Here is a 19,166-nt window from a genome sequence, read left to right as displayed (position 1 = left end):
CCAAGGCGATCAAACCCCCGGGGCGGTGAGCAGGCGGCGGCGCAGCTGGCCGCAGGCCGCATCCTGGTCCAGGCCGCGGCTGGCCCGCACGCTCACGGCGATGTGGCGTCGCTCCAGCTGGGCGCGGAAGGCCTCCACCGCCTCGGGGGCGGGGCGCCGGAAGTCCTCCTCGGCGATCGGGTTGTAGGCGATCAGATTGACGTGGCTCTGGAAGCCCCGCAGCAGGCGGGCCAGGGCGTCGGCCTGGCGGGGATGGTCGTTGAGGCCGCCCAGCAGGATGTATTCGAAGCTCACGCGCCGACCGGTAAGGGCCACGTAGTGGCGGCAGTCGTCGAGCAACGCCTCCAGCGGGTAGGCGTGGGCGGTGGGAATCAGCTCCTCCCGCAGGCGCTGGTCGGGGGCATGCAGGCTCACGGCCAGGGTGAACTGGGCCCGACCCAGCCGCTCCAGGGCACGTTCGGCCAGGGTGGGCAGGCTGCGGGGCACCCCCACCGTGCTCACCGTGATCTGGCGCTGGGCCATGCCCAGATCGGTGCAGAGACAGGCAATGGCTTCCAGCACCGCCTCGGTGTTCAACAGGGGTTCGCCCATGCCCATGAACACCACGTGGCTGGGGCGTCGGTCCATCGCCTCACGAACACTGAGCACCTGATCGACGATTTCATGCACCGCCAGGGAGCGCTGCAGCCCGCCTTTGCCGGTGGCGCAGAAACGGCAGCCCATGGGGCAGCCCACCTGGCTGCTGACGCAGACCGTGAGCCGATCACCGCTGGGAATCCCCACGGTCTCGATGCTGAGGCCATCAGCAGTGGCCAGCAGCAGCTTGGTGGTGCCGTCGCGGGCGTCGCTGCGGTGCAACAGGGCCGAGCGTCCGAGGCCGGTGCCGGCGGCCGCCAGCTGCTCACGCCAGGCCTTCGGCAGCACCGTGATCTCCTCGAGGCTGCGGGCCCCCTTGGCATACATCCAGTCGTGCAGCTGCTTGCCGCGAAAAGTGGGCTGGCCCTGCAGGCCCGCCCACTCCTGGAGGGCCGCCAGGCCCATCCCCAGCAGGGGAACGGGCTCCGCCATCAGGGCCAGATCAGCAGGCCATGACCCAGCTTCCACTCCACCGCCACCAGGGCGATGAAGCCGAGCATGGCCAGCCGGCCGTTGAAGCGCTCGGTGTGGGTGTGGAAGCCGAAGCGCGGCACCCGGCGCACCGGAACCGGGGTGGGGCGGGAGGGGGCCGGTGGGGTGGCGACGGCGGGATCAGTCATCGCTGAGCAGTCCCTCCTCCTGCAGGCCCTCAAGGGCGGCCGGATCGGCGATCAGCTCCTCTTCCAGCCCCTCATCCGCCGTGGGACGGGCGAAGGCGGCGAAGCCGCTGGTGGCCGCCTCGATGCCGTGGCGGCTGCGGGTGGCCTCCAGATCCTCCTCGGAGGGGTCATCCAGAACAGCGGCGGTGACCGCCGGTGCGGGCATCTCGACGGTGTAGTCGGGACGCAGGTTCTGGTTGCGGCGGTAGCCGGCGGCCTCCTCCTCGAGGATGTCGGGGTGGGGTCCGGCCTCGGCACGAAGCTCCTCTTCGAAGCCCCCGAAGCCAGTGCCGGCGGGGATCAGGCGGCCAATGATCACGTTCTCCTTGAGGCCCCGCAGCCAGTCGCTCTTGCCCTCGATCGCCGCTTCGGTGAGGACCCGGGTGGTCTCCTGGAAGGAGGCCGCCGAGATGAACGAATCGGTGTTGAGGGAGGCCTTGGTGATGCCCAGCAGCACGGGGGTGAACTCGGCAGGGGCCCCACCGGTGATGGCCATGGCGGAATTCACCTGCTCCACCTGACGCAGCTCGATCAACTCACCGGGCAGCAGGGTGGTGTCACCGGCATCCTCGATGCGGACCTTGCTGGTCATCTGGCGCACGATGACCTCAATGTGCTTGTCGCTGATCGCAACCCCCTGCGACTTGTAGACGTTCTGCACTTCCGTCACCATGCGGAATTGCAGCTTGGAGATCGCCTCCTGGGCCGCCTCCATGGTGGGCTTACGGCTGCGCAGGTCCTCGAAGAAGCACTCGAGCAGCTCGTGGGGATTGATCGGGCCGTCGGTGAGCATCTCACCGGCGCTCACCTGCTGGCCATCGGAGACCATCACGTTCCGGCCTAGCAGGATCGGGTACTCGGTGATGATGTCGTCGGTCTCGATCACCGAAACTGTGATCGAGTCGTCGTCTTCGCCCTGCTTGATCTGCACGGTGCCGCTCTTGCGGCAGAGCACGGCCGATTCCCGCGGCCGGCGGGCCTCCAGCAGTTCTTCGATACGGGGCAGACCCTGCACGATGTCGCCGGTCTTCTGACGCTCGAACACCAGCAAGGCCAGGCTATCGCCGCGCTGCACGAGCTCGCCGTCACGGACGTGCAGCACCGAATCGGGCGACACCATGTAGGGCCGGCCCAGACGGATGGTGAGGGTCTTGCCGTCGATGGCCTCCACCTGGCCACAGCAGGGGGAAAGCAACCCGTCGGCGAGGACGTCACCGTCCACGATGCGGTCGCCCACCGCCACCTTCGGGGCGGCTCCGCCCAGATCCAGGCTGCGAGTGTCCTCGGCCCGCTCGACGATCAGGCGCCGGATCGGTTCGCCGACAGTCGGTTCGGGCAGTTGCACCACGCCGTTCTCCTTGCAGAGGATCTGGGTGGTGGCCACCACATCACCGCGCTTGACGCTGATGCCGTCCTCCACCTGCAGTTCGGTGTGGGTGGAGCCATGGCTGGCATCGGAGAGGGTGTCGCGTCGCACCAGCAGGGTTTCCAGGATCACCAGCTGCAGCCGCTCGATGGTCTTGGCCCGTTTGTCGGCCACGGCTTCCACATCCACCGTCATCTGGGGAGTGGTGTCGAAGGTTTCCAGGATCAGCTGGGTACGCAGCAGCTCCACCCCTTCCACCGACTTGATCAACTCGCCGTCCTTGAAGGTGAGCCGCTGGGTGGCCTTCAGCCCCAGGGAAGGTCCGCCGGTCTGCTTGACCGTGGAGAGTTCCGGCAGGTGGGCGGCATCGGGGATGGCGTACTCCTCGACGGGCCGCAGCAGCAAGGCGCCGCCCTCGGGGGTGTCGACTTTCTCGACGAACTTCATCGCCTCGGCCTTCAGGCCAGGGGCGATCTCCTCGCCGGGGTTGACCATCTTGCCGTCCTCACCGTAGCGGCCGAGCACCTTGGCGTCGGAGACCAGGTGCAGTTCACCGGAGCGCACGATGATCTCCCGCAGGATGTCGTTCTTCTGGGTGACGGTGACGATGCCCGCGGTCTGGCTGAAGATGTCCTTGACGACTTCGGTGCCAGCCTCGATCCACTGGCCGTCCTCGATCATCAGCAGGGAGATGTCCTTGTTGATCTCGTGGGTTTCCTGGGGAATCCACAGCAGGGTGCCGCCCTTGCTCACCTCAAAGCCGTGCTTGGCGGAGCGGGCCTTCTTGATCGAGAGGCCGGGGGCGAACTTCACCATGCCGCCGGTCTGGGTGCGGAAGCGATCGTCGGTGAGTTCGGCGATCACCTCGCCCGCGCCGATCTTGGTGCCGGGTTGGGTCTTGACCAGATAGCGGCTGTTGTCCTTGCCCTCCAGGTGCCAGCTTTCGCCGGTGTGGCTGGATTCGCCCACCAACTTGCAGTCCTTGAGGGTGAGGCTGGCGGTGACGATCTGCACCTCGCGGGAGTCGCCGGTGGACTCCCGCAGCCGCACAGCCCCGCCATACTCGCTCTGCAGCCGGCTCTCGGCCAGCACGTTGCCAGTGGTCACCGGCTTGTCGGTCTCGACCGCCGGCAAGGCATTGGGGGGAAGGTTGTAGACGTCACCGCTGAACACCCACAGGCGCCCGAGACGCTGGGCCTTGTGGGTGATGTTGCCCTGGCGGTCGGTGACTTCCCTGGGCTGGATCACATCCTCAAAGCGCACCTGGCCCGCCAGGTCGCAGATGACATCCTTGGTGGCCTTCTCCACGCTCTTCTTGACCGCCGAACCCGAGGAGATCTGGGCCAGGATGATGTCGTGGGCGACGGGATCACCATCGGCCACGAACAGGATCGAGCCGTTGGTGATGTCGATCTTCTGCACCTTGCCCTTGCCCGAAGGCTTGAGGGTGAGGGTGAAATCGGTTTCGGCCAGCTTGGCCTCCACCCCATGGGGGGTGCGGTGGTCGCGCACACGGGCCTTGGCACCGAATTCCACGATCCCGTCCACCAGGGAGCGCACCACGCCGGTTTCGGCCGTGGACACACCACCGGTGTGGAAGGTCCGCATGGTGAGCTGGGTGCCCGGCTCACCGATGGACTGGGCGGCGATGATGCCGACGGCTTCGCCCAGGTCGACCAGTTCGTTGTGGGCCAGGGCCCAGCCGTAGCACTTGCGGCAGACGGAACGGGAGGCTTCGCAGGTGAGCGGTGAGCGCACCATCACGGTGGCGATCGCCGCCTTCTCGATCGCCGCCGCCAGGGCCGGATCGATCTCGCCGTTACGATCGACGATGACAACGCCCTCGCTGTCGATGACGGGCTGGGCCGCCAGACGGCCCACCAGCTTGGTGCCGAAACGGCCGCGCTCGTCGGCGTTGATGGGGATGAAGCGATGGGTGCCGCAGTCCTCCTCCCGCACGATCACGTCCTGGGCCACGTCCACCAGACGGCGGGTGAGGTAGCCGGAGTCGGCGGTACGCAGGGCCGTGTCCACCAGGCCCTTACGCGCGCCGTAGGAGGAGATCACGTACTCGGTGACCGTGAGGCCCTCACGGAAGTTGGTGCGGATCGGCAGGTCGATGATCTCCCCCTGGGGGTTGGCCATCAGACCGCGCATGCCCACCAGCTGACGCACCTGGGACATGTTCCCCCGGGCGCCGGAGTTGGCCATCATCCACACCGAATTGAGTGGATCGTTGTCGTTGAAGTTGCGGCGCACGGCCGCCACCAGCCGCTCGTTGGTTTCGGTCCAGGTGTCGATCACCTTGGTGTGGCGCTCCACCTCGGTGATCTCACCGAGCCGGTAACGCTCCTCGGTGGCCGTGATCTGCTCCTCGGCCTCTTCCAGCAGAACCGCCTTATCGCCGGGGATGCGCAGGTCGTCGACCGAGATCGACACCGCCGCCTGGGTGGCGTAGTGGAAGCCCAGATCCTTCAGCTCGTCGGCCATCGCGGCGGTGGCGGCGGTGCCGTGGTGCTTGTAGGCCCAGGACACCAGGTTGCGCAGCGCCTTCTTGTCGATGATCCGGTTGCGGAACGGCGGCGCCTGCTTGCTGAGGGCCGAAGCGGCCGCTGCCGCGGCGGCCTCGGCGGCCGCCAGTTCGGCGGCGGCCTTGGCGCTCTTCTTGCTGATCTTCTTGGCGGGGGTGGCGGTCATGGCAGCGCGCGTTGGAAAAGGCTGGAGGGGAACGGAAGACACGGGGCGCGGGGCTGGGCCCGGCCGGTGGAACTCAGGTGGCGGCCACGGCGTCGATGATGGTGTGGTTCATCACGACCCGACCCACGGTGGTCAGCAGGTAGCGGCTGATCAGCGCACCGTCCTCATCGAAGCGGTCGCGGCGGAACTTCCACTGCTCGAAGCGGGTGCCGTCCGAGAGGGTGCCCTGCTGGGCGGGCTCGTTGTCCTCATCGTCACTCTCCACTTCGCCGTTGAAGCGAACCCAGACCCAGTCGTGCAGGGTGAGGTGCTTCTCCTCGAAGGCGGCGATCACGTCCTCGAGGTCGGCGAAGGTGCGCGCCCGGTCGCCGAAGGCGGGCTGCACCTTGTCCCGATCGACGGCGGTGAGGTAATAGGCGCCAAGCACCATGTCCTGGGACGGGGTGATGATCGGCTCGCCGGTGGCGGGGGAGAGCACGTTGTTGCTGGCCAGCATCAACATGCGGGCCTCTGTCTGGGCCTCGATCGCCAGGGGCACGTGCACGGCCATCTGGTCACCGTCAAAGTCGGCGTTGAAGGCGGGGCAGACCAGGGGATGGAGCTGGATGGCCCGGCCATCGACCAGCTTGGGCTCGAAGGCCTGGATGCCCAGACGGTGCAGCGTGGGGGCCCGGTTGAGCAGGATCGGGTGCCCTTCGATCACTTCCTGCAACACCTGCATCACCTCGTCGTCGGCGCGCTGGATCAGCTTCTTGGCCGCTTTGATGTTGTTGACGATGTTCTGGCGGATGAGGCGATGGATCACGAACGGCTGGAACAGCTCGATCGCCATCTCCTTGGGTAGACCGCACTGGTGCATCTTGAGCTTGGGGCCCACCACAATCACGGAACGGCCGGAATAGTCGACACGTTTGCCAAGCAGGTTCTGGCGGAAGCGACCCTGCTTGCCTTCGATGATGTCGCTGAGCGACTTCAGGGCCCGATTGTTGACCCCGACCACGGTGCGGCCGCGGCGGCCGTTGTCGATCAGGGCATCGACGGCCTCCTGCAGCATCCGCTTCTCGTTGCGGACGATGATCTCGGGGGCGAGGATCTCCTGCAGACGCGCCAGGCGGTTGTTGCGGTTGATCACCCGCCGGTAGAGGTCGTTGAGATCGCTGGTGGCGAAACGGCCGCCGTCGAGCTGCACCATGGGGCGCAGATCGGGGGGGATCACCGGGATCACATCCAGCACCATCCAGTCGGGACGGGCGTTGGTGGCGATGAAGTTGTCGATCACGCGCAGGCGCTTGATCAGCTTGGCCCGCTTCTGGCCCTTGGAGTTGTTGATGTCCTCCCGCAGCTGCTCGGCTTCCTTCTCGAGGTCGATGTCTTCAAGAAGCTGCTTGAGGGCCTCGGCACCGATGCCCACGATGGGCTCGTTCTCGATCTCGGAATCCTCGGCGAAGATCTGGTCCTCGATCTCCAGCCACTCGTCTTCGGTCAGCAGCTGCTTGTAGGTGAGATCCTTGTGGTCACCCTTGTCGAGCACCACGTAGCAGTTGAAGTAGACGATCTGCTCCACGTCCCGCAGGGGCATGTCGAGCAGGATCGCCACATAGCTGGGGATCCCCTTGAGGTACCAGACGTGGGACACGGGGGCCGCCAGCTTGATGAAGCCCATGCGGTGGCGCCGCACCCGGCTCTCGGTGACTTCCACGCCGCAGCGCTCGCAGACGATGCCGCGGTGCCGCACCCGCTTGTACTTGCCGCAATGGCATTCCCAATCCTTGGAGGGGCCGAAGATCTTCTCGCAGAAGAGCCCGTCCATCTCGGGCTTGAGGGTGCGGTAGTTGATCGTTTCCGGCTTGGTGACCTCACCCACCACCTGACCATTGGGCAGCGTGCGCTGCCCCCACTGCATGATCCGCTCGGGGGAAGCGAGCGTGATCTTCACGTAGTCGAAGTGGTTTTCGGTGCGGAGGTTGCTGTTGGACATGGCGGAAACGCAGGGTGATCGAGAGAAGCGGAGAAATCAGAGCCGGTGAATCAAGCGATCAGTCATCGTCGTAATCCGCGACACCGAGGGACTCGTAGGTGGGACGGCTGGGGGTGCTGCGGCGAGGATTGACGTCCTGCATCAGGTCGACTTCCTCACCGGCGTCGGTGTAGACGGCGATATCGAGGCCGAGGGACTGCAGCTCCCGCATCAGCACCTTGAAGGACTCGGGGGTGCCCGGCCTGGGGATGGGCTTGCCCTTGACGATGGCGTTGAGGGCCTCGTTGCGGCCCTGCATGTCGTCGGACTTGACGGTGAGCAGCTCCTGCAGGGTGTAGGCGGCGCCATAGGCCTCCAGAGCCCACACCTCCATTTCCCCGAGTCGCTGGCCGCCCTGCTGGGCCTTGCCGCCCAGGGGCTGCTGGGTCACCAGGGAGTAGGGGCCCGTGGAGCGAGCGTGGATCTTGTCGTCGACGAGGTGCACCAGCTTGAGGATGTGGGCGTAACCCACCGTCACCGGCTGGTCGAAGGGTTCGCCGCTGCGGCCATCAATCAGCTGGATCTTGCCGGGGTTGGTGGGGTCGTAGACCCACGCCTTGCCGGGCAGCTTGGCGGCTTCCTCGAGGTAGGCCTGCACCGTCTGCTTCGACTTCTCGGGGCCGTACATCTCATCGAACGGCACCACCTTGACCCGGCAGTCGAGGTGGGAGGAGGCCCAGCCCATCAGGCACTCGAACACCTGACCGACGTTCATGCGGCTCGGCACACCCAGGGGGTTGAGCACGATGTCGATGGGGGTGCCGTCGGGCAGGTAGGGCATGTCCTCCCGCGGAAGGATGCGGCTGATGATGCCCTTGTTGCCATGGCGGCCGGCCATCTTGTCGCCGACCTGGATCTTGCGGCGCTGGGCCACATAGACCCGCACGACCATGTTCGCCCCCGGCGGCAGTTCGTCGCCCTGCTCACGGGTGTAGATGCGCACGTCGACGACCCGGCCCCGTTCGGTGCTGGGCACCCGCAGGGAGTTGTCGCGCACGTCGCGGGCCTTTTCACCGAAGATGGCGCGCAGCAGCTTCTCTTCCGGCGGCTGGTCGGATTCGCCTTTCGGGGTCACCTTGCCCACCAGGATGTCGCCGGATTCGACGTAGGCGCCGATGCGGATGATGCCCATCTCATCGAGGTGGCCCAGGCTCTCCTCGGCCACGTTGGGGATTTCCCGCGTGATCTCCTCGGGGCCGAGTTTGGTCTGGCGGGCTTCGATCTCGTACTTCTCGATGTGCACCGAGGTGTAGAGGTCTTCCTGCACCAGCCGGTCGCTGACGAGGATGGCGTCCTCGTAGTTGTAACCCTCCCAGGGCATGTAGGCGATCAGAACGTTCTGGCCGAGGGCGATCTCGCCGCCTTCGCAGGCCGAGCCATTGGCCAGCACCTGGCCGGCGATCACCGGATCGCCCTGACGCACGATCGGCCGCTGGTTGAGACAGGTGTCCTGGTTGGAGCGCTGGTACTTCTGGAGGAAGTGGGTGTGATCCCGGCCCTGGTCGTCACGGATGACGATGGCGGTGGCATCGACGAAGGAGACGGTGCCATTCACCTTGGTGATGGGCACCATGCCGGAGTCGCGGGCCACCTGGGTTTCCAGACCGGTGCCCACCAGGGGCCGCTCGGGCCGCAGCAGGGGCACGGCCTGGCGCTGCATGTTCGAGCCCATCAGGGCCCGGTTGGCGTCGTCGTGCTCCAGAAAGGGGATCAAGGAGGTGGCCACCGAGATCACCTGAACCGGCGACAGCTGGACATAGTCCACCTGCTCGGGGGGAACCTTCTCGAAGTCCTGGCGGTAGCGGACCGGCACCAGGTCAACGGTGATGCGTCCGGTGGCGTCAGTGGGCACGTCGCCGGGGGCCACCCGGCATTCATCCTCCAGGTCGGCGGAGAGGTAGAGGGGATCGCCCTGCTTCAGGACGATGCCGTCTTCCACCCGCCAGAAGGGGGTTTCGATGAAGCCGTACTCGTTCACCCGGGCGTGGGTGGCGAGCGAACCGATCAGACCGGCGTTAGGGCCCTCCGGCGTCTCGATCGGGCAGATGCGGCCGTAGTGGGAGGGGTGGATGTCGCGCACGGCGAAGCCGGCCCGCTCCCGGGTGAGGCCGCCTGGGCCGAGGGCACTGATGCGGCGCTTGTGGGTCAGCTCGGCCAGGGGGTTGGTCTGGTCCATGAACTGGCTCAGCTGGCTGGAGCCGAAGAACTCCTTCACCGCCGCCACCAGGGGCTTCGGGTTCACCAACTGGGCGGGGGTGAGCGATTCGGTCTCGCCGACGGTCATCCGTTCCTTGATGATCCGCTCGAGGCGATTCAGACCCACGCGCACCTGGTTCTGCAGCAGCTCGCCCACCGAACGCACCCGGCGGTTGCCGAGGTGGTCGATGTCATCGAGGCAGGCGCCACCCACATCGAGCTCGAGGTTGATCAGGTAGTCGATCGTGGAAAGAACGTCTTCAGCGGTGAGGGTGCGCACCGCATCGGGGATGGTGAGACGCAGCTTCTTGTTGATCTTGTAGCGACCCACCCGGCCCAGGTCGTAACGCTTGGGATCGAAGAAACGGCTGTGAAGCAATTGCTGACCACCACTGACCGAAGGCGGTTCACCCGGACGCAGCTTCTTGTAGAGCTCCAGCAAAGCCTGGTCTTCGGAGCTGATGCCCTCTTCGTTGGAGGCCTCGATCGACTTCTGGTAGTACTCCGGGTGACGCAGCTTGTCGAGAACGTCATTGTCGGACAGGCCGATGGCCCGCATCAGCACGTGGGCATTGATCTTGCGGGTCTTGTCGACGCGCACGTGCAGCAGATCGTTCTTGTCGGTCTCGAACTTCAGCCAGGCGCCGCGGTTGGGGATCAGGCTGGCGTTGAAAGTCTTGCGGCCGTTCTTGTCCTGTTCGTCTTTGAAATAGACGCCAGGGCTGCGCACGATCTGGTTGACGATCACCCGCTCGGCGCCGTTAATGATGAAGGTACCGCGTTCGGTCATCAGGGGGAGCTCCCCGATGAAGACTTCCTGCTCCTTGATCTCGCCGGTCTCCTTGTTGACCAGACGACAGGTGACATACATCTGGGAGGCGAAGGTCGCATCGCGACGCTTGGCCTCTTCCACATCGTGGCGGGGGCGTTTCAGGCGATACTGATCACCAATGAAGTGCAGTTCCAGCTTGCCGGTGTAGTCGGTGATCGGAGAAAAGCTGTCCAGCTCTTCGATCAGGCCCTTCTCCAGGAACCATTTGAAGCTCGCCCGCTGTACCTCCACGAGATCGGGAAGGTAAGTGACGGTCTTGGCGACCTGGATCGCGCTGCTCATGCGGTGAACCTGCAGGAACGGTGGTGGTAGGGCGGACCTGGACGGGGAAAGGCGATCACGCTGAGACCTGCCTGGTGGAGTGCCCGGTGACGGGCCATGCCAACAGGCGCCTAGCTGTGGCGTTCGCCCATGGGAATGGAACGAACGATCCAGCTGAAGCGCTTACAGGGCTCGCTGCGATATTGCCGACTCAGTTGCCGACTCAATGGATGCCGTCGTGGACAAAAAGAGCGCTTCCGCTTCCAGGCCAATAAGACATCATACAACCTGGTGGGGCAGCCGGAACAGACGGGTGGCGTTAGCCGTGGTCGCCAGCGCCACCTGCTCAAGCGTCTCGCCGCGCAGGTCGGCCACCCTGGCCGCCACGGCTGCCACGTAGGCGGGCTCATTGCGCTTGCCGCGGCGGGGCACCGGTGCCAGGAAGGGACAGTCGGTTTCGACGAGGTAGCGATCGGCTGGCACCAAGCGGGCACAGGCGTGGATCGGCTCGGCCTTGGCGAAGGTGACCGTGCCGCTGAAACTGATGTAAAGGCCAAGCGCCAGGAAGCCTTCCATCTCCTCGGGGGTGCCTCCCCAGCAGTGCATCACCCCACGGGGGCAAGCGCCTTGGCGCTCCCGCCGGCGCAGCTCGGCCAGCATCGGTTCGGCCGCATCCCGGCAGTGGATGATCACCGGCAGATCCAGGGCTACAGCCAGATCCAACTGGGGCCCCAGGGCCGCCAGCTGCTCCTCAAGATTCGTGGCGCGGAACAGATCCAGACCCAACTCACCGATCGCCACGACGCGCTCGTCGGCGCGGGCCGCGGCTTCCAGCACGGCAGCGGTGTCGCTGTGCCAGTGCTGGGTGTCGAGGGGATGGACCCCGACCGCGTAACGCAGCTCCGGAAAGCGGTCGGCCAGGGCCCGGATCGCCGCGATCTCCGCCGGCTCCACACAGGCATGGACGAGGGCCTTGACCCCCGCCTCCCGCCAGCGCTGAGCCACCTCGTCGAGATCCGCCTCAAAGTTGCGGAACACGATGTGGCAATGGCTGTCCACCAGGGATGGAGCGGCCTCGGAGCTGACGGCCATGGGGTGGCGCTCAGGCGCCGGTGCTGCCGGCGGCCGAGGGCTCAAGCACCTGCTTCACCGCCACGCTGAGCCGAGACTTCTGGTTGGCGCCGGTGTTGCGGTGCACGACCCCGACTTTGACCGCCTTGTCGATCTTGCTGAAGGCGGCGCTCATGCTGGCCTGAACGGCGGCCTTGGCCTCCTCTCCGGGCTGCTGGCCGTAGGAGCTGCAGGCCGTCAGGCAGCGCTTCATCAGGGTGCGCAGGGCGGACTTGTAGGTGCGGTTGCGCAGGCGATTGCGTTCAGCGATCTCGATGCGTTTCTTCGAAGACTTGTTATTGGCCACAGGCGTAAGGGCGCTGACTCGGCAAACGCGGATCCTACCTCCTGGAGCCTGGCGGGTCCTTGGCCCTAATTTTGTGGTGGCCCTTCGCCTTCGGCACCGACCCGTGGTTGCTTCCACCCCGACCAGCAGCAGCAGCGGCGCTGCCGCCCCCGCGGCGCTGCCGCCGCTGCGGATCGCCTGCCTGCGGGATGGGCGACTGGCCGGTGAGCGGCTCGAAGCGATCGCCGCCCGCACCGAGGGCGCCCGGATGCAGCAGGAGGAGGACAAGGTCGCGGCGATCCTGGCGGCGGTGCGCCAGGGCGGCGATGCCGCCCTGCTGGCGTTCAGCGAGCGCTTCGATGGCCTGCGGCCCGATCCCCTCAGGGTGCCGCCGGAGCGACTGGCCCAGGCCTGGCAGGCCTGTCCCGAGCCCTTGCGCCGGGCCCTCGACCTCGCCCACGAGCGGATCCTCGATTTCCACCGCCGCCAGAGGCCCGCGGATCTGGGCGTGGTTGGCCCCCATGGCGAACGGCTGGGACGCCGCTGGCGCCCGGTGCAGCGGGCGGGGATCTACGTCCCCGGCGGCCGGGCCTCCTACCCCAGCACGGTGCTGATGAATGCGATTCCCGCCCGGGTGGCCGGTGTGGAACGGCTGGTGATGGTCACCCCGCCCGGCCCCGGCGGCGAGCCGAACGCCACCGTGCTGGCGGCCGCCCACCGGGCCGGGGTGGAGGAGGTGTACCGGGTGGGGGGCGCCCAGGCGATCGCGGCCCTGGCCTACGGCACCGAAACGATCCCCGCCGTCGATGTGATCAGCGGCCCCGGCAACCTCTACGTGACCCTGGCCAAGAAGGCGGTCTACGGCAGGGTGGGCATCGATTCCCTGGCCGGCCCCAGCGAGGTGCTGGTGATCGCCGACCACACCGCCAAACCCGCCCAGGTGGCCGCCGATCTGATGGCCCAGGCCGAGCACGATCCCCTGGCGGCCGCGATCCTGATCACCACCAGCGAGGAGCTGGCCGCCGCCCTGCCGGCCGCCATCGATGCCCAGCTGGCGGGGCACCCACGGGCCGCCATCACCCTGCAGGCGCTCAACGACTGGGGACTGATCGTGGTCTGCGGCGACCTGGCCGAGGCGGCGGCCCTCAGCGACCGGTTCGCTCCGGAGCACCTCGAGCTGCTGGTGGCAGATCCCGAGGCCCTGGCCGATCGGATCCGCCATGCCGGCGCCATCTTCCTCGGCCCCTGGTCGCCCGAGGCCGTGGGCGACTACCTGGCCGGCCCCAACCACACCCTGCCCACCTCAGGTACCGCCCGCTTCGCCGGCGCCCTGAGCGTCGAAACCTTCCTGCGTCACACCAGCCTGATCCAGTTCAATCGGGCGGCTCTGGAGGCCACCGCGGACGCCGTCATCACCCTGGCCGAGAGCGAGGGGCTGCACAGCCATGCGGAGTCGGTGCGTCAGCGGCTCGGGGCCCAGGACAACTGAGCGGACCGCTGCTCATCCGCCTGGAGAGGGCGGGGGGTTCCAGCCGGGCAGGTCCTCCGCCGGCATCGGCCGAGCGATGGCGAACCCCTGGGCCAGTTCACAACCCATCGCCCTCAACGCCTGCAGGTGCTCAGGCGTCTCCACGCCTTCGGCCACGCAGGTGCGGCCGAAGGCGTGGGCAAGATCCACCACGGCCTTGACGATGGCCTGATCGGCGGGATCCACCAGCATCCTGGCCACGAACGAGCGGTCGATCTTGATCGTGGAGATCGGCAGCCTCCGCAAGTAGGTGAGCGAGGAATAGCCGGTGCCGAAGTCGTCGAGGGCAAAGCTCACACCCAGGTCGCGGCAGCGCGCGATGTTCTGGGCTACCTGCTCCAGGTCCTCCAGAGCGGCTGTTTCCAGCACCTCCAGTCTCAGTGCCGAGGCAGGCAAGTCGGGATGGCGGGCCAGGGCCGCGCGGATCCGCTCCGCGAAGCCTGGATCGCGCAGCTCCCGGGCCGACATGTTCACACTCACGGCCGCACACTTTCCTGCCCGCATCCAGGCCGAGCAGTGGCGCAGGGCCTGCTGCAGCACCCAGTCGCCAAGGCGGCTGATTTCCGGTTGATCCTCGATCCAGCCCAGCCAGGCCTCCGGCAACAGCAGCCCCTGCTCGGGGTGCTGCCAGCGCACCAGGGCTTCGGCAAAGCGCAGCTGCCCGGTGGCCAGATCGATCACCGGCTGTACGAACAGGCGCAGCTGCTGCTCTTCGATGGCCTGGCGCACCTGCTCCAGCCGGGAGCGCTGCAGCAGCTGGCGCCGTTCCAGCTCCACGTCGAAGTGGTGCATCCGCCCCGGGCCGTCTCGCTTGGCGGCGTACATGGCCTGGTCGGCCTGGCGCAGCAAGGTATCCGGATCGGCAGCGTCGGGAGGCACCAAGCGGAAGCCGATGCTGGTGCTCAAGGCCACGCAGAGCGTCTCGCCCAGGAGGGTGGGCTGGGCCACGGCGCCAAGCAGCCGTTCACCCAGCGATTCCAGCTCCGCCAGGCTGCTGAGGCCGGGAAGGATCACCACGAATTCGTCCCCACCCAGCCGGCCCACCGTGTCGCCCGGTCGCAGGCACCGGCAGAGGCGCTCGGCCACGGCCACCAGCAGCTCGTCGCCCACGGCATGGCCGTGGCAGTCATTGATGGGCTTGAAGTTGTCCAGGTCGAGGTAGCCCACCGCCAGGTAAGTGCCGTTGCGCCTGGCCCGCTCCAGTTCCTCGCCCAGACGCTGACTCAGCAGGGAGCGATTGGGCAGGCGGGTGAGCGGATCCTCGTAGGCCAGCTGACGCAGTTGCTGGTCAATCAGCCGACGTTCGAATCCCTGGGCGAAGCCGCTCACCACGATCGAGAGCACGGCCACCTCCTGCTCGCTCCAGCGCCGGCCGCCACGGATGTGGTCAAAGCCGGCAAACCCCTCCAGCTGGCCCCGCCGCACCAGGGGGAGAACCAGCAGCGACTGAATCCCCTGCGAACTGAGATGGGCCCGCTCGGCATCGGCACCGACGGGGAGATCGACCAGAGACTCGAGATTGATCGCCCGCCCGGCCCGCATTTCCCCCATCAACCAGCCGATGGACACATCCGACACGTGCTGGAGCTGGTCGATCTGCGGTTCCACCCCGGACGCGCACCACTCGTGGGTGTTGCTGGCGAAACCCGGATGGCGCGTCAGGGAGAACACATAGGCCCGATCCACATCGAACAGGCCGCCGATGGACGCCAGGGTGCGATCGATGGTGGCGTCCAGTTCACTCGTGGGCTCGACGATGAACGCCTCGGCCGTCTCCGCCAGCAGCTGGAGCAGCAGCTTGCTGAGGTCGCCGTGAGGCACCGTTCGACTAGCCCATAGAGAATCGTCCCATTCTGGAGGCCAGCCGCCAGGTCGTGCTGCCGAAGCGGGGCTCAGCGCCTCGCCAGGTCGCGCACCCCGGCCTCACCGTCCACGACCTCACCCACCAGCACCTGATCGACGAGGTTGACGAACAGGCCGTTCTCGAGCACGCCGGGGATGTTGTTGATCGTCGCCTCCAGGGCGGCGGGGTCGTCGATGCCCCCCGAGAAGGCCACATCCAGCACCAGATTGCCTTGGTCGGTGACCACTGGACCGGCCTTGCGCACGGCCATACGCAGCGTGACGGAACTCCCCATGGCGGTGAGTTCATCCCGCACCTGACGCCAGGCACTGGGCAGCACCTCCACCGGCAACAGGAAACCGAGGTTGAGGCGCTCCACCAGCTTAGTGGCATCCACCACGATCACGAAGCGATCGGCCCGGCGGGCCACCAGCTTCTCCTGCACGTGACAGGCGCCACCCCCCTTGATCAGCTGAAAGGAGGGATCCACCTCATCGGCGCCGTCGATGGCCAGATCGATGCTGTTCACAGCGTTGAGGGCCATCAGCGGAATGCCCAGCTCGGCTGCCAGCACCTCCCCCTGGAAGGAGGTGGTGACGCCGACGATGCCGCTCAGTTCGCCCTGGTGCAGCTTATGGCCGAGGGCACGGATCATCAGGGCGGCCGTGGAACCGGAACCCAGCCCCACCACCATGCCGTCACGGATCTGATCCACCGCCGCCGTCGCCACGGCCTCCTTCATGCGGTCCTGAAGATCGGACATCGAGGTCTGCCGGAATCGGGCCAGACCGTAGCAAGGGAGCTTTCCCTAACCCGCCTGGGGCAGGGCCGCAGGCCGGATCGAGAGCTGCAGCTCCCGCTGGCCCCGGACCACCCGCAGCGGCAGGGGTTGACCCACCTGGGCCTGCTCCACCTGCTGCAACAGCGCCGAAGGGGTGTTCACCGGTTGGTCGGCAATCGCCACCACCAGATCACCACGGTGGAGCCCGGCCACCTCGGCCGGACTTTCCGGCAGCACCCGCTGCACCAGGGCCCCGTCCCGCTCGGGCAGCTGCAACAGGGCATCGGGGTCCTTGTTGTTGTCCCGGGCCATCCGAGCCGTGAGCGGCACCAGCTGGAGGCCGAGATAGGGATGCACCACCGTGCCCCCCTCGCCGAGCTGGTCGGCCACCCGTTTGGCCAGGTTGATGGGGATGGCGAAGCCCAGACCAGCCCCAGGCCCGGAACGCACCAGGGTGTTGATGCCGATCACCTCACCGGCGGCATTGATCAGGGGGCCGCCGGAATTGCCGGGATTGATGGCCGCGTCCGTCTGGATCAGGTCGAGGCGCTTGTCGGCGAAGCCGAGACTGTTGATATCGCGGTGCAGGCTGCTGACGATCCCCAGGGTGACGGTGCGCTCCAGGCCATAGGGACTTCCCAGGGCGATGGCCCAGTCGCCCACCTCGAGGGCCTCGGAATCGCCCAAGGGAGCGGCGCTCAGAGGGGCCTTTCCGGTGATGCGCACCACCGCCAGATCGGTGACCGGGTCGCTGCCGACCACCGCGCCATCCAACTGGCGGCCATCCGCCAGGGTCACGGTCACCCCGTCCACCTTGTCGACGACATGGGCATTGGTGAGCACCAGGGCGCGGCGCTCATCGATGACCACCCCCGAACCCTGGCCCCGTTCCCGCGTGCTGCTGGAGGGGTCGCCGAACAGATCCCGCAGCAGAGGATCGAGCAGGGCGGGATCGAAGGCGGGCCTGGCCACGTTGCGCTCGGTGTCGATCCGCACCACTGCGGGAGCCACCCGCCGGGCGGCATCGGCCACGAAACTGTGGGGGCTCAGGACCGGGGGGGCCGTCTCAAGGGCCGCCGTGGGCAGGGGAAGGGCGGCGAACGCCAGCAGCAGGGCCAGCAGCGCCAGGCCCCGCAGCCGCCGGCTCAGAGAAGACAGGGGGTGAGAGCGTTGCATCCGCCGAGGCTAGGGCCGTCGAGCGGCGCCCAGCGCAGCAACCGCTGCCGCAGGACGCCGTCCTCGCCGATCTGAAGCCAGCGCCCGCCTGGATCGTCCGGGCGTTCCAGGGGACAGGGCTGCACCGCAGGGAAGCTGCGCAGAGTGGAGGGACAGCCCAGCAGGGGCACTTCCGGCCGGCCGGGCAGTTCCCCTTGCCAATGCTGGTGGACATGACCAAAGACCAACCCCCGCAGACCGGGCAGCGGCCACAACCCGTTCAGCAGGGCCTCGCCATCCCGCAGCCGGATGGCATCCATGCCGGCATCGCCGATCGGCACCGGGGGATGGTGGACGGCCACCAGCAGGGGTTGGCCCGCGGCCGGCGCGGCGGCGGACAGTTGGCGCTTCAGCCAGTCCAGCTGGAGCGGGCCCAGCGCGCCGCCGGTGTCTCCACTGCGGTGGCTGTCGAGCAGCAGCAGCCAGCCCTGGCCGCAGCGCACCAGGGCCGGGGCGATCACGGCCCGGCGCCCCAGGGCGGCGCGCAGCAGGGCGGGTTGGTCGTGGTTGCCAGCCAGCAACGCCACCGGCAGCGGCAGTGCTTGCAGCAGTTCCCCCAGGCGGACGTAACCGCCCCAGCTCTCGTCATCGCAGAGGTCGCCGCTGATCAGCAGCAGATCGGGGATCTCCCCAACGGCCTGAAGCTGGCCGAGGGCCTGCTGGAGCCCATGGCGCAGCAGCGCCAGCGCCGGCCGGCCATGGCAGCGGCCGGCGGGATCGGCGAGCAGATGGGGATCGCTCAGTTGAAGAATTCGCATGGGAGACTTCTCCGGCAGGCCCCTGGCAGGACCGCTCAACCTGAATCGGCTTAACTTTGCCCCCAGTCCTCCCCGAGGCCATGGCCACGATCCCTCCCGGCACCCGGCAGCGCTGCACCCTCTGCAAGGTGGAGATCCAGGGAATGGCCGGCGGCAACGACCTGGTCCTCTTCAGCCAGGGGGCTCCCGGCAGCCGCGCCAAGCTCTGGGCCCGGGTCTGCCAGTTCCTGCGCACCCCTGAGCAGTGCGGCCAATGCCTCAACCAGGACCTCAGCCAGCGGGGCGAGGTCAGCGCCAACGACTACTACGCCGAGGCCCCTGTCCTGGAGCTGCCCAGCCCCCCGGGGGGCAATCCCTTAGGGTGAAACCGTGCCCGCCGGGCATCACCCTTTTCCAGGATGACGTTCCCCTTGACAGGGGCTTCGCCTCTGGTCGGGGGCAGTGAACACTGCAGCGCACGGCGGACCATCCCGCCCGCGTCGCCTGTCCTTGACCGATCCCCTTACCGACGACCTGGAGACATTGGCCCGGCCGGTGGTCCAGGAAGCGCACCTCACGGTGCAATCGGTGGAGGTGCTGGCTCACCGCATCCCCCTCACGGTTGTCGTGCGGGTGCAGCGCTCCGATGGCACCGACGTGAACCTCGACGAGTGCGCCGCCGTGAGCAGTCCCCTTGCTGAAGCCATCGAAGCGTCGGGTCTGCTGACCATGGCCTACGTGCTGGAGGTGAGCAGCCCCGGCATCGGGGAAGAACTCCTCACCGACCGGGACTTCGTCAGCTTCCGTGGTTTTCCGGTGGAGCTGATCCGCCAGGAAGCTGGCGCTGCCGAGGTGCGCCGCACCGGCCTGTTGCTGGGTCGGGATGACCAGGTGGTGCAGCTCAATGAGCGGGGCCGCATCCTGCGCATCCCCCGCGACGAGGTGCTGCGGGTGCGGCTCAGCGAAGCTCCGCCTGATTCCTGATCCGCTCCGGTTCACCTG

Annotated in this window: 14 protein-coding genes; 3 read left to right on the top strand and 11 right to left on the bottom strand. The window is 67.3% G+C overall.

Annotation, left to right across the window (positions count from 1 at the left end; genetic code table 11):
* Positions 1–9: 9 nt before the first annotated feature.
* From rlmN to rpsT, 7 genes are all read right to left on the bottom strand, one after another.
* Positions 10–1,068 (bottom strand): 23S rRNA (adenine(2503)-C(2))-methyltransferase RlmN, encoded by a 1,059-nt coding sequence (gene rlmN, locus KBY95_RS03530; RefSeq protein WP_254963358.1) that lies wholly within the window; start codon positions 1,066–1,068, stop codon positions 10–12.
* Positions 1,068–1,256, bottom strand: coding sequence for a high light inducible protein (locus tag KBY95_RS03525; RefSeq protein WP_254963357.1), 189 nt, complete (start codon positions 1,254–1,256; stop codon positions 1,068–1,070). Before KBY95_RS03525 ends, rlmN begins: the two co-directional genes overlap by 1 nt.
* Positions 1,249–5,358 carry a DNA-directed RNA polymerase subunit beta' gene (locus KBY95_RS03520; RefSeq protein ID WP_254963355.1) on the bottom strand — a complete coding sequence of 1,370 codons (4,110 nt, stop codon included), beginning with the start codon at positions 5,356–5,358 and terminating at the stop codon, positions 1,249–1,251. Before KBY95_RS03520 ends, KBY95_RS03525 begins: the two co-directional genes overlap by 8 nt.
* 73 nt (positions 5,359–5,431) lie before the next feature.
* On the bottom strand, positions 5,432–7,336 hold the full coding sequence (locus KBY95_RS03515; RefSeq protein ID WP_254963353.1) for a DNA-directed RNA polymerase subunit gamma: 1,905 nt from the start codon (positions 7,334–7,336) through the stop codon (positions 5,432–5,434).
* A gap of 58 nt (positions 7,337–7,394) precedes the next feature.
* Complete coding sequence (gene rpoB / locus KBY95_RS03510) at positions 7,395–10,685, bottom strand: DNA-directed RNA polymerase subunit beta (RefSeq protein WP_254963352.1); 3,291 nt, start codon at positions 10,683–10,685, stop codon at positions 7,395–7,397.
* 258 nt (positions 10,686–10,943) lie between these two features.
* The gene (locus KBY95_RS03505) at positions 10,944–11,756 is read right to left on the bottom strand and encodes a TatD family hydrolase (RefSeq protein WP_254963350.1); all 813 of its coding nucleotides are present in this window, start codon (positions 11,754–11,756) and stop codon (positions 10,944–10,946) included.
* 10 nt (positions 11,757–11,766) lie between these two features.
* Positions 11,767–12,081, bottom strand: coding sequence for a 30S ribosomal protein S20 (gene rpsT, locus KBY95_RS03500; RefSeq protein ID WP_254963348.1), 315 nt, complete (start codon positions 12,079–12,081; stop codon positions 11,767–11,769).
* A 103-nt stretch (positions 12,082–12,184) separates the two neighbouring features.
* Here rpsT and hisD point away from each other — a divergent pair, with 103 nt between their 5' ends.
* Entirely contained in the window at positions 12,185–13,549 is a 1,365-nt protein-coding gene (hisD, locus tag KBY95_RS03495; RefSeq protein ID WP_254963346.1) for a histidinol dehydrogenase, read from the top strand.
* A 12-nt stretch (positions 13,550–13,561) separates the two neighbouring features.
* On the opposite strand, the gene KBY95_RS03490 is transcribed toward hisD, so the two are convergent.
* From KBY95_RS03490 to KBY95_RS03475, 4 genes are all read right to left on the bottom strand, one after another.
* Positions 13,562–15,409 (bottom strand): EAL domain-containing protein, encoded by a 1,848-nt coding sequence (locus KBY95_RS03490; RefSeq protein WP_254963344.1) that lies wholly within the window; start codon positions 15,407–15,409, stop codon positions 13,562–13,564.
* 71 nt (positions 15,410–15,480) lie between these two features.
* Positions 15,481–16,194 (bottom strand): ribose-5-phosphate isomerase RpiA, encoded by a 714-nt coding sequence (rpiA, locus tag KBY95_RS03485; RefSeq protein ID WP_254963342.1) that lies wholly within the window; start codon positions 16,192–16,194, stop codon positions 15,481–15,483.
* 45 nt (positions 16,195–16,239) lie between these two features.
* The gene (locus tag KBY95_RS03480; protein ID WP_254963340.1) at positions 16,240–17,388 is read right to left on the bottom strand and encodes a trypsin-like peptidase domain-containing protein; all 1,149 of its coding nucleotides are present in this window, start codon (positions 17,386–17,388) and stop codon (positions 16,240–16,242) included.
* Positions 17,358–18,185: a metallophosphoesterase gene (locus KBY95_RS03475; protein WP_254963338.1), complete on the bottom strand. Its 828-nt coding sequence runs from the start codon at positions 18,183–18,185 to the stop codon at positions 17,358–17,360. The genes KBY95_RS03480 and KBY95_RS03475 overlap by 31 nt, the downstream gene beginning before the upstream one ends.
* Positions 18,186–18,265: 80 nt before the next feature.
* Here KBY95_RS03475 and KBY95_RS03470 point away from each other — a divergent pair, with 80 nt between their 5' ends.
* Positions 18,266–18,550 carry a hypothetical protein gene (locus KBY95_RS03470; RefSeq protein ID WP_254963337.1) on the top strand — a complete coding sequence of 95 codons (285 nt, stop codon included), beginning with the start codon at positions 18,266–18,268 and terminating at the stop codon, positions 18,548–18,550.
* Between the two features lie 124 nt (positions 18,551–18,674).
* The gene (locus KBY95_RS03465) at positions 18,675–19,148 is read left to right on the top strand and encodes a ribosome assembly cofactor RimP (protein WP_254963335.1); all 474 of its coding nucleotides are present in this window, start codon (positions 18,675–18,677) and stop codon (positions 19,146–19,148) included.
* The last annotated feature ends 18 nt before the right edge of the window (positions 19,149–19,166 follow it).

The organism is Cyanobium sp. Aljojuca 7A6, assembly GCF_024346455.1.
Lineage (GTDB): Bacteria > Cyanobacteriota > Cyanobacteriia > PCC-6307 > Cyanobiaceae > Cyanobium.
This window is presented reverse-complemented; position numbering and strand designations above follow the sequence as displayed.